General features: G+C 36.2%; 9 protein-coding genes. 1 reads left to right on the top strand and 8 read right to left on the bottom strand.

Annotated elements, in window-relative coordinates; translation table 11 throughout:
• Nucleotides 1-283: 283 nt before the first annotated feature.
• The 5 genes from LF887_RS15470 to LF887_RS15485 all read right to left on the bottom strand — a co-directional run bounded on the left by LF887_RS15470 (nt 284) and on the right by LF887_RS15485 (nt 6,515).
• On the bottom strand, nt 284-1,342 hold the full coding sequence (locus LF887_RS15470) for a leucine-rich repeat domain-containing protein (protein ID WP_236855145.1): 1,059 nt from the start codon (nt 1,340-1,342) through the stop codon (nt 284-286).
• Nucleotides 1,343-1,345: 3 nt separating this feature from the next.
• Nucleotides 1,346-5,080 (bottom strand): hypothetical protein, encoded by a 3,735-nt coding sequence (locus tag LF887_RS15475; RefSeq protein WP_236855146.1) that lies wholly within the window; start codon nt 5,078-5,080, stop codon nt 1,346-1,348.
• Between the two features lie 307 nt (nt 5,081-5,387).
• Nucleotides 5,388-5,768 (bottom strand): hypothetical protein, encoded by a 381-nt coding sequence (locus LF887_RS15480; protein ID WP_236855147.1) that lies wholly within the window; start codon nt 5,766-5,768, stop codon nt 5,388-5,390.
• Nucleotides 5,769-5,827: 59 nt separating this feature from the next.
• Nucleotides 5,828-5,950 carry a hypothetical protein gene (locus tag LF887_RS24265; RefSeq protein ID WP_262912476.1) on the bottom strand — a complete coding sequence of 41 codons (123 nt, stop codon included), beginning with the start codon at nt 5,948-5,950 and terminating at the stop codon, nt 5,828-5,830.
• Between the two features lie 406 nt (nt 5,951-6,356).
• The gene (locus tag LF887_RS15485; RefSeq protein ID WP_236855148.1) at nt 6,357-6,515 is read right to left on the bottom strand and encodes a hypothetical protein; all 159 of its coding nucleotides are present in this window, start codon (nt 6,513-6,515) and stop codon (nt 6,357-6,359) included.
• 876 nt (nt 6,516-7,391) lie between these two features.
• Here LF887_RS15485 and LF887_RS15490 point away from each other — a divergent pair.
• The gene (locus LF887_RS15490) at nt 7,392-8,057 is read left to right on the top strand and encodes a S24 family peptidase (RefSeq protein ID WP_236855149.1); all 666 of its coding nucleotides are present in this window, start codon (nt 7,392-7,394) and stop codon (nt 8,055-8,057) included.
• Nucleotides 8,058-8,134: 77 nt separating this feature from the next.
• Here the strand turns inward: LF887_RS15490 and LF887_RS15495 are convergent, their stop codons facing one another.
• The 3 genes from LF887_RS15495 to LF887_RS15505 all read right to left on the bottom strand — a co-directional run bounded on the left by LF887_RS15495 (nt 8,135) and on the right by LF887_RS15505 (nt 15,409).
• Nucleotides 8,135-9,031, bottom strand: coding sequence for a hypothetical protein (locus LF887_RS15495; RefSeq protein WP_236855150.1), 897 nt, complete (start codon nt 9,029-9,031; stop codon nt 8,135-8,137).
• A 145-nt stretch (nt 9,032-9,176) separates the two neighbouring features.
• Nucleotides 9,177-12,329 (bottom strand): PKD domain-containing protein, encoded by a 3,153-nt coding sequence (locus LF887_RS15500; protein WP_236855151.1) that lies wholly within the window; start codon nt 12,327-12,329, stop codon nt 9,177-9,179.
• Between the two features lie 101 nt (nt 12,330-12,430).
• The gene (locus tag LF887_RS15505) at nt 12,431-15,409 is read right to left on the bottom strand and encodes a PKD domain-containing protein (protein ID WP_236855152.1); all 2,979 of its coding nucleotides are present in this window, start codon (nt 15,407-15,409) and stop codon (nt 12,431-12,433) included.
• Nucleotides 15,410-15,412 lie beyond the last annotated feature (3 nt).

The following is a 15,412-nucleotide window of genomic DNA, read 5'->3' on the forward strand; positions in this document are numbered from 1 at the left end:
CTGTGACTTCCGGATTCTATAGTTTGTGCGCTTCTGAACAGAAGGGAGAGAATGAATAGTGGTTTTTTCATGGTTTTAAGATTTTAATGGATTATTATTTTTTGTTTACTTGATGTATTCAAAAGTATTGATTATTCTTTTATGTTGGATCATTAAAATAAAACTGTCATTTATATTTGCGGAAGAGTGAGTTTTATTAAAAGAAAAAGCGAAACTTCAATTAGAAGTTTCGCTGTAAAAGCTTTTTAATTATTTATCTTTCGAATACTATTTTAAATAAAGGTTATTCAAAAACCTCTCTGGGAGCACGATACAATGATGTAGGCCATCGATAATCGTCATCATAATTGATTTTTACATTTTCGGGTGCATCCGTTTGAATTCTTTCTATGTCCATCATGTCGCGCATGTATATATAACATTCTGAAACTAAATTGTGAAAAAATGCAGTATCAAAATAAGTAATTGGCTCATTGGCTTCCAGTAATAAAAGTTCAAGGTTTGTCAGATTGTCTAAATTTTCAACTTTGGTTATTTTATTACTATTAAGACTCAACCATTTTAAATTGGTTAAATTATCCAATCCTTCTATTTTTGAAATTTCGTTCAAATATAAATCCAAAACTTCCAATTTTGTTAGGTTTTCCAAACCTTCGATACGCTTTATCCGCCATGTAGAAATAAAAAGTTCTTTAAGATTTTTCGAGGTTTCTAATCCTTCAATTTTTTCTACCAAAGTACCATCCAGATTAAGACTTTCCAAATTAGGAAATCTCTCCAAATGCGTAATCTTTTCCAAATAAGTGCCTTTTAAATCCAATACACGAATATTTTCATTTGCACAGATATTCTCAATACTATTAATGCAGCTGTTAGACACATCTAAATGATATAGTGATTTTAAACCTTCCAGCCCTTTTACCTCATTAATCACATCATTTCCGCCTATAAACAACATCTCCAAATTATTAAGACTACCGAGTGATGATGTATCCTTAACATTTGTTCCTCTTAAATCTAGTTTTTTCAGCTTTTTCAAATAACTTAAATCTTCAAATGCAGAACCATATAATTTATTTTGCCTTAAGCTTAAAACTTCCAATCGAGTAAATGATTTTAATGTTACCAAAGTTTTTATATTACAATTTAAAACCCCGAGATTAATCAAACTGTGAGCAACAGGCAATAAAGTATCAAGATCTTTTAAATCAATCTTATTTAAATAAAGTGTTGTAATATTTCCATCATTATCAACATCATAATAATTTTTCCAGATGTGTTCTTTGGAATAAACAATTTGAGTGTTAAATTCTTTTTCTAGTTTTTTTATAAAATCTGTCATATATTATCTTCTTTTTTTCCTATTTATATATCGGTTTGCTCTTTCCTTTTCCTCCTGCTCTAATAGTAAATCTGAGAATCTTGCTTCATTATCTTCTCCTTCAGGTTTAGGTTTCATGTCTCCATGTAACTCTCCCTTTAAAATAAACATTGCAAATGAAAAACAATCCACTTCTCCCACATTATAATCCTCATCGTTATATAAATCCTGATAATCAGTTATTCTTGAAGCATTAATTTTTGCAACCAAATCTTCTCTTACATTTATTATAATATATTGCTTTTCTAAATACGTTTTAGGATCTAAACCTCTTATTTCAGCACCATAACCATTTCTTTTAGGAGTTTGTACATTAACTACTGTAACGTTACTCTTATTTATAGTTATTTCAATATTACGATTACCTCTTGCAACAAGGTCCAGCATTAATCCCGTTGGTAGAATAGCTCTAAAATGTTGTATTTTCTTTCCTTTATATAATAGTTCTTCTCTTATTATAGCTGCCTGATGTGGTAGTAACGGAACCTCCTCACCGTCTGCCATTTTTAATACTGTTCCTTTTTCATCTGGGTTAACTTTACCAAATATATAAGCCCATATTCCCGTTCGGTCAGTTTTTTCTGTAACAATCCTTAATTCTTTTAGTTCATAAGTTTGCTTTATATTTTCTAAACGTTTCTCCCTTTCTTCTGGGGTTAAGCTTTTATCTTTTAACAGTTCTGTACCTTCTTTTACTCCTTCATGTAAATCCCTTTTCTTTTCTTCAGTACTACGAAGATCTTCTCCTTTTTTCTCCTTCTTATCTTTCTTGCCACCAACACCAATCTTCCCAAGCAATCCTTTAGCCTTCCCTTTCACAAAGTTCCAGAACTTCACAATTGCATTCTCAATACGCTGGCGTATTTTTCGGATAACACCCAATACTTTATCTGCTAACCCTCCAATTCCCAGTAATGAAGCTAAAAAGCCAATCAGCACAGGAACAGCTCTGCCTAATGCATTTTCTATTGATTTGGCCACTGCGCCTACATTTCCGCTGGCAATTGCTTTTATACTATCGGTAAAGGCTTTTACCAGCTCCATAATTTGTGCTGCCCGCTGGATGAAGAATTTCACCACATCTATAATGGCCATTGCCGCTTTTATAAATGCTCCTACCGGAGTCAGCAAGCCCATCACCCATTTTATTCCCGCTTGTATAACCTGTGTTTGAACGATATCCATTATGGCATCCATTACAGTCGCTTTAAGGTCGGCAAACTGGTCTTTTAGATATCCCCAAAGTCCCGTAGCACCTTCTTTACGGACAACTTGCACTATTTCAAGACCTTTTTCAGAAGCGGTCTCAAGTACTTTCATTACAGGTTCTCCTATCACTTTAGAACCGATCGCTCTAATACCGTTCCATGTTAAACCAAGCACCTGTGTGGTAATAGAGAATACTCCTTTTAAAGAGAATACATCTTCCGGCATTGTTAAAGAAATACCTTTCATGGCCCCGGTCAGCCATCCGAAGAAACCTGTTTTAAGGTGATTCCAAATGTTGGTTCCGAAGTTAGTAAATCCTTGCGAAACTCCGGCAATAAGATTTTTGAAAAACCCTATCGGATCCATGATAATAACCTGAATGGCGCTGATAACACCGGATAGTAAATTGGTAAGCGTATTTTTAATTTCAATAATAACAGCAAATACACTGGTTTTAAGGACATCAAGTGCCTGATTAACCCATCCGCTATTCTGTGTCTTTAAATCTGCAATTCTCGTATCAATACTTGTTATATTGTCTGCATATTTTTTAGCCAATACATCAATTAATGCATCTTTTTTACTGTTTACGCTTTCTTCCAGTGCATTGAATTTGCTTTGAATTTCTGCAATGGCATCTTTTCCAATTTTTCTTAAACTTGGCGATAAACTGTTGACATAAGTCTGTACATCTTTTTTACCTTTAGCAATTCTGGTTTTGGCTGCATTAAGCTGAGTGGTAACATGGGTTGCGATTTGGTCAATAAATTTATCCATGACTTTAATGTACAAGTCCTTACCACTGTCAAAAAATTTGTTGACCTCTTTAGGCAAGCCTGTAGCTTTGTCCCATAACCATTTCCCAGCCGCCACTAAAGCTCCGTATTTTGCATATGCATCCCCATACCGTTTCTTTTTATAGGCCTTCATTTCTTTATCGACATGGACTTCAAATGCCTTTTTAGCTTCTTTGCTGCCATTATCAAATTTTTCTGCCACCGATTTGTCCAGACTATTTAAAATACCGTCCACATCGTTTTTGGAAGTAAGATAGATCCCATTAATATGATCGGCTATTTCTTTTCGTTTCTGGCTGTCTTTGCCTGAGGTTTGCTTTTGTTCACCCTGTACATTGCCCAGTCCGCCTTTTCTTGCACCATGCATTCCACTAATGTGATGTGCCGCTTGTGTTTGTGCGTCATTACGCGTTTTAGACAATTCTTTATTTTCATTGGTTCTGAACTGTTGAGTGGCTGCAACGCTTTGGGTTTTGGCTTTATTCTTTTGGGCCAAAGCCTCCGTAAACGTAGGCTCATTAGATTTTGCTAACATCGTATCGGTAACTCCATTGGCTTTCATTTCGCTGTCGATACTTGCCGTCTGCTCCTTAATAGGTTGTTCTACGCTTGCTGCATTTCTTTTCACCGGCATCGCATTGGCTACACTTGGCGTACCTGGAGCAGCACCTACATTTTGTGTCGGCATTTTTGCAACGGCACGAACAGGCTGTGCAGCGGTATTAGGTGGTGTAGCGGTTGCAGAAGCAATATCATTAGAGGCTGCATTCTTCTCTTTTTTAACATCACCCACTGCCTTTTGATTGACTTCCTGTATATTGTTGTATTTTTCAAATTCATCTGCCTGCTCTTCATTTTTCGGAAGCCTGATGCTGTGTATTTTTTCACTTAGCAAAGCTTTGAAATCCTCTTTCTTGAAGAGTCCTGGTTCCTTTTCAGCCATGGTATTCACCTGGCTTGCCTGCGCCATACTCTGACGTTCGTTGGCAGGTGATGGTGCAGCAGCTTGTGCATCATTTGTTGCTTTGCCTGATGGCTCATGTTGTTTCTGCAGCTTAGCTGTATTACTTATTTTTCCGCTTAATGCTGTAAATGCAGGATTACTGTTAGCATCTGCTGACGTTTTAGCTTCGGTATTCATTACTTCTGCTTTGTCCGGATTTACTTCTTGAGATTTATCTGCAGTGGTAACATCTGCTTTATTTGTTTCCCCCTTTTTCTCTGAAGATTTTACCAGCGGATTTGTTTCTTTAATTTTTTTACTTTCTTGATGAACCATAGCCTGCCCCTCAAGTATTTTTGACGCTGCACCTGATTTAACATCATTATAATTCTGTGCCTGGCTGGTATTCAAGGCTGCTATATATCCTTTCTCCATCTTTTGAGTATCAGGATGGTTGATATCGCCGGTTTTGCTTAAACTCTCCTGGAATCTGCCATGCATTACTTCTGCGCCTTGATCATAAATGGTTTGCGAACCATGAACCATCGGAATACGACCGCTGAGACTGACTTCACTAATATTAGCATTTGCCAATCCATTTTTAACGGATGAGTCTCCAGACTTTAGTGTCTGTACATTAGCCACTGCTGCCTCAGATAGAGGTACCACCACCGGTTCTTTTGGCCTTTGCTTTTTGATTTGGCTGTGGTGGGCTTTATTGTCTTTTTCTACAGGTTTTGCTGCTTTCATTGACTTAGTTTTTTATTTCATATTGTTTTAAAAGACATACAAAGCACAACTAAAAACGTTGTGCTTTATATGATGCCTGCTGAATCTGAAAGATCAGACCGTGTGGGGGGAATTTTAAGAATTCAACTGAGATGGTGTTCAGCTTTATGACGAGAAACAGGCAATACTGAACCACTTTCAGCTTTTGTTCTCTTGTTTTTTGAATGTTCAGGTTTTAAAGTTTTCAAGTTCAAAATTCATCCTTTTCCGGAAGAATTACCAGCTTTTTAAGTGATGGATTCTGTAGTTGCAGTGATTACCAAATTTTCTATTGGATCACATCATCTTTTTTGTCTTCTTCTCGATCAGACGGTCTATCTATCTTACCTCCATATCGATTTTCAATAAAAAGGTTCACTGCTTGATCTATCCAGTTGGGCAGATTGGTTGTAATCATTTTCAGGAATTTATCATAACCGTAGCCAAGCACAAAAAGAACTCCTGTTGAGTACCATTTGTCGTCTGCATCCGCTTTATTCATCAGATAACTCATTGTAAAGCCAACAATCACCACTATTGTTAATGTAACCAAATGTTCCCATGGCTGCTTTTTCTCCTTGTTCTGTATAGAGACCAGCACTCTCAATAATCCTCCTGAAAATGCTATTGCAGTTCCGATCAGCAGTGCTTTTATACTATCCAAATTCATTTTTTCTTATATATTATTTATTAAAAAATTTAATTTTCTTACCGTTTTCAGATGCCTGATTATTCTTGATCCAGCATGTACATATCATCTAAAAACCTTTTGCTTTTCCGAATGTTTTCATTTTCATTCAGATAGGCTAATTCGTCAATAAGAGCACTGATGTCTTTACGAGGTTTTTTCAATTTTTCTTTATCTTTTTTCTTTTTTTTCTTTTCTTTTTTTTCATGGTTTCTAATTTTTTTAAGTGAACAATTGTTTTTTAGTCTTTGAGACAATCCAAGATCAGACGGTTTTTCCTTTCAGGTTCATAGAGCACCTACAGCAATGGAACTAAAAAGCAAAAACCGTTTTTCACCTTAGTATTTTACCTAAAAAATTAAATTTGAGAGAGATATTGGGGACAGCCCATTGATTAATCTGATTGATGGGGCTGCTGGAGATTGTGTAATCACTTTGAATCCTTTTCTATCTTCTTTAGAATGTATAATTTCAAGATCTGCTTCATGGAGTGTCTGTCAGCTATAAAAGATTATTTTACTAAAGTGCAGTGACGCACTGTACTGAATGTAAATACTGAACTATGTTTCATTATGCCTGAAGAATAATGTTATATATCGTTCTTTCGGACAAGAACAACATTTCTGTGAGCTCGGTTACAATCACTTTCATCTGCTTGCTTTGATTACGTCTTACGTATTCAATGACAAAATCCTTTCTTTTCTCGACTAATTCTTTACTACGTTTCATTTTCTTGTGGTTAAAAGTTTTTTTTAATTTTTTTTTTGAACGGGACAGGCCTTCTTATTTCTTAATTTTCATTTTTTAATTGAGCCGATAAACCACCCAAAGGCATCACTTAAGCCTTTGAACAGATTGTCCAATACAATATTTTTGGTTTTTTTAGAAGTTGATATCAGGTATTTTCAATAGAAATACCCTAGCTCCTTTCATTTAAATGTTATTATTTGTAAATAATACTATGGATGCTTATAAGGAAGCAATGCTTTATAAACAGTTAAATAGCCGGTATTTACATTTAGTGTCTGTTTGTAAAAAGAGCGCAGCATTGTGTTCTGATTTTAAATACTATTTAAAAACAATTTCATTTGCTTTTCAGAATGTATTAATATCCTACTGATAACTACAATTAATCGATATTTCATATGTTAAACAGTAATATTTATTTACATTCTCAACCTTATTTTATGTTCTTAAAAAAAATAATTTAATCATTCTTTTCATCTTTTTTATAAACGTATTTTTTTCATTAAAAAACACAATAAAAACGAACATAAATCATACAACAGACAGAAAAAAGCGCAATTTTAGCACTCACAATGAGTTGAAAAATATTTTAATTTTAATTATCGTTTGTTAGAATAAAATTTAACCGCAAAACTGCTCTGTAACAAAAACTAAATATAACAAACTGATTTTAAACAAATAATAGATTTTAAAAAAGCTTTTAAATATAGAAATCACATTAAATTATCAATATAATTTTGTATATTTGCACTGTTCCGTTTTAATAACGAAACAAATATACGAACAATGTTCGCTTTTCAAAATAAAAAAAGAACATTTTTCTTATTTTTTACAAAAATAAAGTATAAACATATCAAAATGAACTATTTAGAATTCAAAGAAATCAGGAAGAAACTAAACATGAAGCAGGCTGATATAGCAAAATCTATAGGCGTTGGAACCAGAGCCGTACAATATTGGGAAAAAGGCGAACGAAAAATACCGGAAACGACGGCTTATTTTATCACTAACCTCCTTTTAAAACAGCAAAAGGAAGTTAATAATGATGGTGCGTCCCCTGTTGTTTTTTCAGATTTAAAAATCATGAATGTTCCGCTTGCTAATCAGTATGCACAAGCTGGCTACTTGAGTAGGTTTGCAGATGAAGAATATATAGAAAGTTTACCAACAATTCCTTTTACTGATGATGTAGAACACCGGGGTGAATACATGTGTTTTGAAGTGAAAGGAGACAGTATGGACAACGGTTCATACGAAAGCTACCTTGAAGGTGATATTATTCTGTGCAGAAACATCAGACAGGATTACTGGATGAGCAAGCTGCATTATGACAAGTGGGATTTTGTCATCGTTCACAAAGAGAAAGGAATTCTGGTAAAGAGAATCATCAACCATGATGTGGAAAGAGGCGTTATCACCCTTCATTCTCTGAATGAATATTATGAAGATTTCGATATCCACCTAAAGGATGTTGCGAAGCTTTTTAATATTATCAGTACAAGACGTAAAAATAACAGAAGATAAACAGGCGAACAGCCTGAGTGAATAAAATCCTCAAAAGCTGAGGATTTTATTGGGGTATTTATGGATACGAAGTCATATTACAGCGGACATCTAGAACCTAAGATACCAGTTATTTCAGCGCTCTCCGGTTTTACCACATATACTAAATCCGGAGTAAACTTTGCGAACCTTATCCAAATGATTCCACGGCCAATGAATCTATCAATTACATATTCACTTTGAGCAAAAATTTTTAAATTATCTGTCGTGGCAAGCATACCATTACTCAAATAAATGAAACTTCCTACTTTGGGTTCAGGGGTACTTAAAGTTACCTGTGTCTTCCAGGCGTAACCGCTTGTTCCAAAACAAATATCCCTCTCCCAATCGTCATCTTTAGCCAAACAATTGACGTCTAAAAACCCCTTCCATTCACCGGATTGAAAATCAACAACTTCTGACCATTCTGAAATTTCATTCTGAGAACAATATTTTCTTATTCTTATGTATAAAAGCTTATTATCCGGAATCTTTGCCACATTCATATTAACCTTTTCAGGCGAAATATAACCAAAGCCACTCATTGAATAGATAATATTTTCAAATTGAGGGTCTGTTGCTATCTGATATTCTAATGTAACAAGGTTTGCGTTATCTGGTGAATAGTGTATTATGATCTGGCCATCCTTTTCCACAACGATTTTACCAATGGTTGGAGTTTTACAGGATGAAGAGCTGCACTTTCCTATTTGAAAAGCACTTGTGCTTTGGGTACTGACACCCCCTACTTCTAATTTTACAGTGAGATCATAAGTACCCGGCGTTTGAATATCGGGAAGACTTACCATATCATTATTACCAGGCACCGGCAATATCTTATGTTCCACAGCCTGGCTTCCCGGCTCCTGGAGCTGGTAGTATGCAGTTGCCTTTTCTATGGGCAAGGAAGATGTATAATCTATTCTAAATGAAATCTTACATTGTGCTTCTGCCATTATATTATGTTTTTATTGTTGTTTTTATATTTTTTATTGGTATTAAGGGATGATCAGACACTTTTCTATAGCTGAGATCACCCCTTACAGCATCTCTATCCGGAAGGCTTTACATATATTGTAATTACCGGATACAGAATTGTGATTATTTGTCCACCACTATAGCCACCTCGTCGAAATCAAATGCGTCACTGTCAGCATCAAAAACGATAAACCGCAATTGATAAGTATCATAAGTTAAATTGGAAATCTTTACATTAGGTTTATTTGGTTCAAAAGTGAGCAGAGCCTGAGTAGAGCCGCTTATCTGAAGCCATGAGTAAGTAAGGTTTTTAGCCCCTTCACCTACTCCTGCTAATTCAAAAGATGAGCCATTAGACAGACTGAAATATTGATCTTTTCCTGCATCCGCTTTAATAGCAGGTAGAGCAATTTCACAGCAGTTCACTCCTCTTGAGAAGTCAATATCTTTTATGACAACTGTCGGGACTGTGGGAGGTTTATACCAATTGTTTATAGTGATGGTTTGAGTACATATGCCGTTACTTGCAACTATATCGATCGCTGGATTTCCTTTTGGGTCCAGATTTTTCAATTTGTAACTCATTTTTCCATCTGTTCCGGGTTTCAGTGGATCTGTACTGCCATTCACACTGTAAGTATAATTGGTAAAGCCTGGCCCGGAAACTATAAAGTTTACTGTTGCCTGCGTTGGATCACCGTTTGGAAAGTCAACAGATTGAATCCCTACAGTAACCGCAGGCTGCGTAATAACCTTAATACTGCACACAGTTGACTTACTGTCTACAGTAAAGTTAATGATCTTATTATGTAAACTTTCATCTACTTTTTGCGGATTAAAGACATATTTTCCATTGACTATTTCTACCCCATTACCGATATCAGCTTCTACAATTCCACCTGCAGGTGATACTGTAAAAGGAATGGAAGGAGATGTCGAACAAATAACATTTTTTGGCAAACTTAACTGAACCGGAGCATCATGCCAATCTCTTACTGCAATATCCTGAGTACATCCGCTGCCGTTCACTTTCACCTTTATTGTCGGAATTCTTGTTGGTACCAGATTATAGTACGTATAATTAACATTTCCATCTTCATCCGGCTTCAGAGGTATAAAGCTTCCATTATCCCAGAAATCCCAGCTATAGGTATAGTCTTTAAAGTGTTCACCGGTAACAAGCATATTTACTGTCGTTGCTACTGAGCCTTTTTCAGGATAGAAGACATGATCAACCTTTATTTCTACTTCCGGTTGTGTAATAACTTTAATACTGCAATTAGTAGGTTTTCCATTTACAGTAAAGGAGATTTCCTTACCACGTAAACTTTGATGTACGTTTTTCGGATTAAAGAAATATTGTCCGTTGGTTATTTCCACACCTCCATTTAAATCTGCATTGACATTCGCTTTAACTTCTCCATTCACAGGGATTACGGTGAAAGGTACAGGATGGGCTTCAGCACAGATAACAGTACTTGGTAAGCTTAATTTTACTTCAGTTTTTGGGGTACAGCATATATACGGAAGTGAAAAATCGGCAATCACTGCTGTATATTTTCCTATATTGGCATAAACCATTACAAAGGTACCTCCACGTTCAACTCCACCTTTATGCTCCAATCCGGGATTCTTTTCTACATATTCATTGAAATAAGCTTTTGACAAGTCTTTGTTATTTACTAATTTATCTAACGACAAAAGCATAATATCAAATCCCAGCTGCTGTTGATCTCTGATTTGCCTGATCTGATCAAACGCAGACTGATAATTCATTCCCTGGTGCCCTTCTATATTATAAAAGGAATTTTTATCTATATCAAAATTTAAAGGTTCTTTTATGTGAGCTTCTGATGACAGCAGGCCTGTATCATATCCCAGATTATCTTTAAATGAGCGGTTACTTGTTTTATCAAAATTCCATACTTTCAGGAAGTTATCGTAAATCTTATAGTAAAAAGGGATTGCTTTATTGCTAAGAGGGTTTAATTTTTGTGACGGAATGATTTTAATCCCCGGTTTAATTTCAGCCCCCGTTCCAATTTCAATTTCAATATCATCCGAATACTTAAAATTTGCTGCCTGCTGAACAAACCGCTCGATTAGTACTTTCACTCTTTGTGTTGCTTTGTCATCATCCAGAACAGGGGAATTGTAAAACTGATGTCTCGAAAAATCCAACTGTCTGCCTGGAGTTAGTTTCCCAAGCATGATGTGTTTCGGAAAAGAAGGTAAATCAGGAAGATCCTTTGTAAATGCTTTAGGAAGCAATTTTATAATTTCAGAATAGGTATCTGCCAGGTCCTTTACAACATCATAAGCATACTGAAACCCTGATTGCTGGGAAAGAAACTTATCTATTGTATTTTTGAAAGCCGGATAGTAAGCTGTTGAAGTTCCCATTATCCGGGAAATGGCTTCTATTTTTTTAAAAAGAGGTTCACCATACCCGTATTTATCCAATGCATTGATATATAAATCTCTTAAATTGGAGACAGAAAATTGTTTTTCACTGTTATTATTTAAGATAAGCCGTTCTACAATGACACGTTCCTGCCTTGCCGGCTTCAAAATATCATCAATAAACAATGGATGACGCTGCATGAGGTCTTTTCTGACAGGCTGAGTTACACCAGGTATAGAAATAAGGTCTTCTCCGATCATATTGGAAATTCCTTTTGCGGTGGTAACCAATACTTTCAGATTTCTAATTTGCTGAACGCCGTGATTATCACAATCAACACCTCTACAAGGTTTAACATCTCTCTCATAATCTTCTAAATACAGTAACAGGTATTTATCTTCTACATTTGAAAGATTACTAACAGGCTGAAAGTCAGAACTGGCATCCTGATCTGTTGCCAATTCCCATAGATCAATCTGGTGGATATCCTTATCATAAAAGGCAGGATAATTTACTTTGAAGTTATCATAGACTTTAAAATGAGTGTAGTCTTTGTTTTCTATGTTAATGGTTTTCAAATCACTTATATACAACTCCTTACTCACTTCACTTGTATTGCTCAGAGTAAGCAGATCACCGTCCGTTGTTATAGCTGTTCCCTGAGAAAGCTGTATACTGTTCAGCAGTTTATTGGTATAAATAAGTTTTGGTTTAAAACCGCATACAACCCCTACTCCCTGCAGCATGACTCTGGACAAACGGTCCTGGTCTTCAAAAAAATCCAAAAACTCGTTGAACTGAGTATATTCTATGTATTGCCCTTTACTGAATTTACGGTATTGGACTGCTATATTACTTAATTGATTATTCATTATTGTTAATTTTTTAATGATTCATTAAGGTTATTTAATAGACTCCACAGACGGTATTTCCGCCTATGGAGTTATTATTAAATTGTTTCTCCTTTCTGGAATTATTTTCTTGTTTCACCTGTACAAGGGTTAATTGATAAGAAATTATTCTGTGGATAACCGTCATAAATCGGAACTTTACTATCAGCAAGGAATATCTGGGTCCAGGCAACTCCTGTATGGCAACGGGTTAATGCACATTCAAGAGAGAAGGAGATAAATCCGTCCGGTGATTTGTCTGCGATCTGCTGAGCTTCATCTTTATTTATGATAATTTCACTCGCTCTATCAGGTCCTCTATAGGTATCTTTATCATATCCTGCAGGATAGTTCTTCTTATCATTACTTTCGTAAGTATTGCTTAAGAAAACATTTCCATTCGGGCTGCCGCCTATGATAATTCCGTTTCCTTTCAAATTAAATGTAGCTTCATTACAAGTGTGATTTCCCTGTTTTGCATCTATATACTGAATAAGCACCCTCATCCCCGTTAAACAAGCAATGGTAGTTTGTCCTACTAATTTTAATGGTTTTAATCTGTAGACTGTGCTACATCCGTTAGCATTTGTTACTGTAAGTGTCGGGTTGAAAGTATCTTCCTGCCCGGCAATCAGTTTGTACACGTGGGTTTTCAGATTTGCCGGTGCTTCGTTCTGAACAATCTGGCTTCCGTCATTGAAGTCCCATGTAAACGTAAGTCCTGCAAAGTTTCCAACTACATTAAATTCAACTGATGCATTCGGATTTGTTGTATTTGGATTTGTCGTAGGTTTCTCATAAGTTACCTTACCTGAAGCTACGGATGTAATTTCCGGATTTTCATAGACAATCATCTGGGGCTCCACAGCATCATCATTAACGGTAAATTTAATGGCCTGATTCAGATAGGTTGAAGCTACCAGGCCAGGATTGAAGAAGCTCTGACCTGCGGTTTGTGTAATTGCCGGAATCTGAACACCATTCACAAATGCTTTCACCTCCCCGTTTTCAGGAACCACTGTCATCGCAACCGGAGCGTCTTTCTGACACAGTCTGCTGTCTGGTAACACCAGGAATACAGGTTCTTTCTTAGAACAGCACAAGTAAGGCAATGAGAAGTCTGCAAGAACCTGGTTATCTGTTTCATTATTGTAAATTAAAACAAAAGTTCCTCCCGGTTCTACCCCAGCCACATGCTCCAAGCCTGATTTTCGCTCTAAAAAGTCACTTAAAATTTCGCTTACCACATCTCCTTTTTTAGGATCTTGTTTTACTACAGTAACACCGTCTGATGATCCTTCTTTTGAGAATTCAGCCTGGTTCAGTAATTTTAATTTATCATCCAGCCTAGAGATGTTCAGTAAAGTATTTTGTGTACCGCCTTTCTGATTGCTGATATCACTGGAAATTGCAGTCAATTGTTTTCTGAGGTCTTCTATGGATACCGTTTTTTCTTTGGCAGGTGTTTCGCCTTCGGATTTTCCGTCTTTATTCAGGACCAGCGCAATCACATCAAAAGCTAATCCGTATTGTGCTTTTAGATCATTGATATTTTGCAGAGCTGTTTTGTAAGGTTGTCCTAAGTGTCCTTCAATTCTATAAAAATCGTTGTTATCAATGTTATAATTCAATGGATTCTGAACATAGTCTTCGCTTGCCAGATTAATGGTATGGTAGCTTAGATTATACGTTTCTCTGTCCGTTTTTGTTTTTTCAAAGTTCCATTGAGTCAATAATGGTTTGTCTACATTATAGTAGTAAGGTATTGCTTTATCACCCAATCTCACATAAAGATTGGAAGGAGTAATTTTAACAGCTCCGGTATAGGATTGAAATCCGTTAATTTTTTGAATGAAACGATTAGCAAGCATTACAACTCTTTCGTAGTTTTCATCATCCGTGGTATTGATGGGTGAATTATAAAAACCGTGACGATAAGGCATATATTTTCCTAATTCGGATACCGCTCCCACATGGCCCAGCAAAAGGTGTTTAGGGAAAGAAGCTATATCCGGGCAGCACTCCGCGTTAAGATGCAGGATCAATCCTTTTATTTCATTGTATGTATCAATTAAATCCTTCAGTAAGTCATACCTATATTGATAATCGGCAAGGATTCTGGATGTAGGAGCCAATAAAGACTTTAATCTATCTAAGAGTGTTTCTCCCCCCAGATTAATGCTTACCTTAAAAGTATCTGCAATAGCGCTAAAGCCATCGCTTAGCTGCGCAAAAGTACTGGTAGCATTTTGAAATCTGGATCTTAATTCTGTTGCTGTTTTAACGGCAGGGTCCAGAATAACTCTTTTAGCCTCTATTTTGGGTAAATGATCAAACAGTTCTTCATAAGCATTATGAGCCTTATAGATCGTATCTTTGGCATCTCCTTTTGTCATCAGCCCTGATACAGATGCTGAATCTGCCAAGAGTACTTTAAGATTAGAAACCTGCTCTGCTCCGGTATTGTCACAGTCAGCATCCTGACACGGCGTCTCTTCATTGGAGTAGCTTTCCAGATACAGAATCATCACTTTATCATATATGCTGCCGATTTCTTTTGTATGTTTAAAATCTGCAACGTAAGCACCCTTGTCTTTTAACTGAGTATACTGCGCTTGTGTAACCAGTTCTAAAAGAGGAATTTGATGCCCTCCGATACGGAAATGCTCATATCCTACTTCATCAGTATAATTTCTAAAATATTTATAGGTAGCAGCATTGAAGTTTACAGTAGTCTCCAATGGCTTAACACTTGGCTGGCGAAGCGTTATTAAGTCTCCGTCTGTGGTAACTCCGGCACCTTGTGTAATGATGATAGTATTAAGTTCAAGTTCCAGATCTCCGGTGCCAGGTTTTTTTGTCTCAGCCTGAGGCTGCAAGACCAAATCCGTGTACGTGGATTGAAAACCACACGCTACTCCCACTCCACTCAAACGGGTTCTCGAAAGTCTGTCCTGGTCTTCGAAATAGTCTAAAAATTCGTTTAATTGCCCTTCTGTTAACGCTTGGTTTTCGTTGAACTTTCTATATTGGGTTGTTATATTCTCTAATTTAGCATTCATTGT

The sequence above is a fragment of the Chryseobacterium sp. MEBOG06 genome, assembly GCF_021869765.1.
GTDB lineage: Bacteria > Bacteroidota > Bacteroidia > Flavobacteriales > Weeksellaceae > Chryseobacterium.

Bases quoted from the DNA above. Each gene is read 5' to 3' on its own strand.
- LF887_RS15470 (WP_236855145.1), bottom strand. From the start codon at position 1,342: ATGACAGATTTTATAAAAAAACTAGAAAAAGAATTTAACACTCAAATT.
- LF887_RS15475 (WP_236855146.1), bottom strand. From the start codon at position 5,080: ATGAAAGCAGCAAAACCTGTAGAAAAAGACAATAAAGCCCACCACAGC.
- LF887_RS15480 (WP_236855147.1), bottom strand. From the start codon at position 5,768: ATGAATTTGGATAGTATAAAAGCACTGCTGATCGGAACTGCAATAGCA.
- LF887_RS15485 (WP_236855148.1), bottom strand. From the start codon at position 6,515: ATGAAACGTAGTAAAGAATTAGTCGAGAAAAGAAAGGATTTTGTCATT.
- LF887_RS15490 (WP_236855149.1), top strand. From the start codon at position 7,392: ATGAACTATTTAGAATTCAAAGAAATCAGGAAGAAACTAAACATGAAG.
- LF887_RS15495 (WP_236855150.1), bottom strand. From the start codon at position 9,031: ATGGCAGAAGCACAATGTAAGATTTCATTTAGAATAGATTATACATCT.
- LF887_RS15500 (WP_236855151.1), bottom strand. From the start codon at position 12,329: ATGAATAATCAATTAAGTAATATAGCAGTCCAATACCGTAAATTCAGT.
- LF887_RS15505 (WP_236855152.1), bottom strand. From the start codon at position 15,409: ATGAATGCTAAATTAGAGAATATAACAACCCAATATAGAAAGTTCAAC.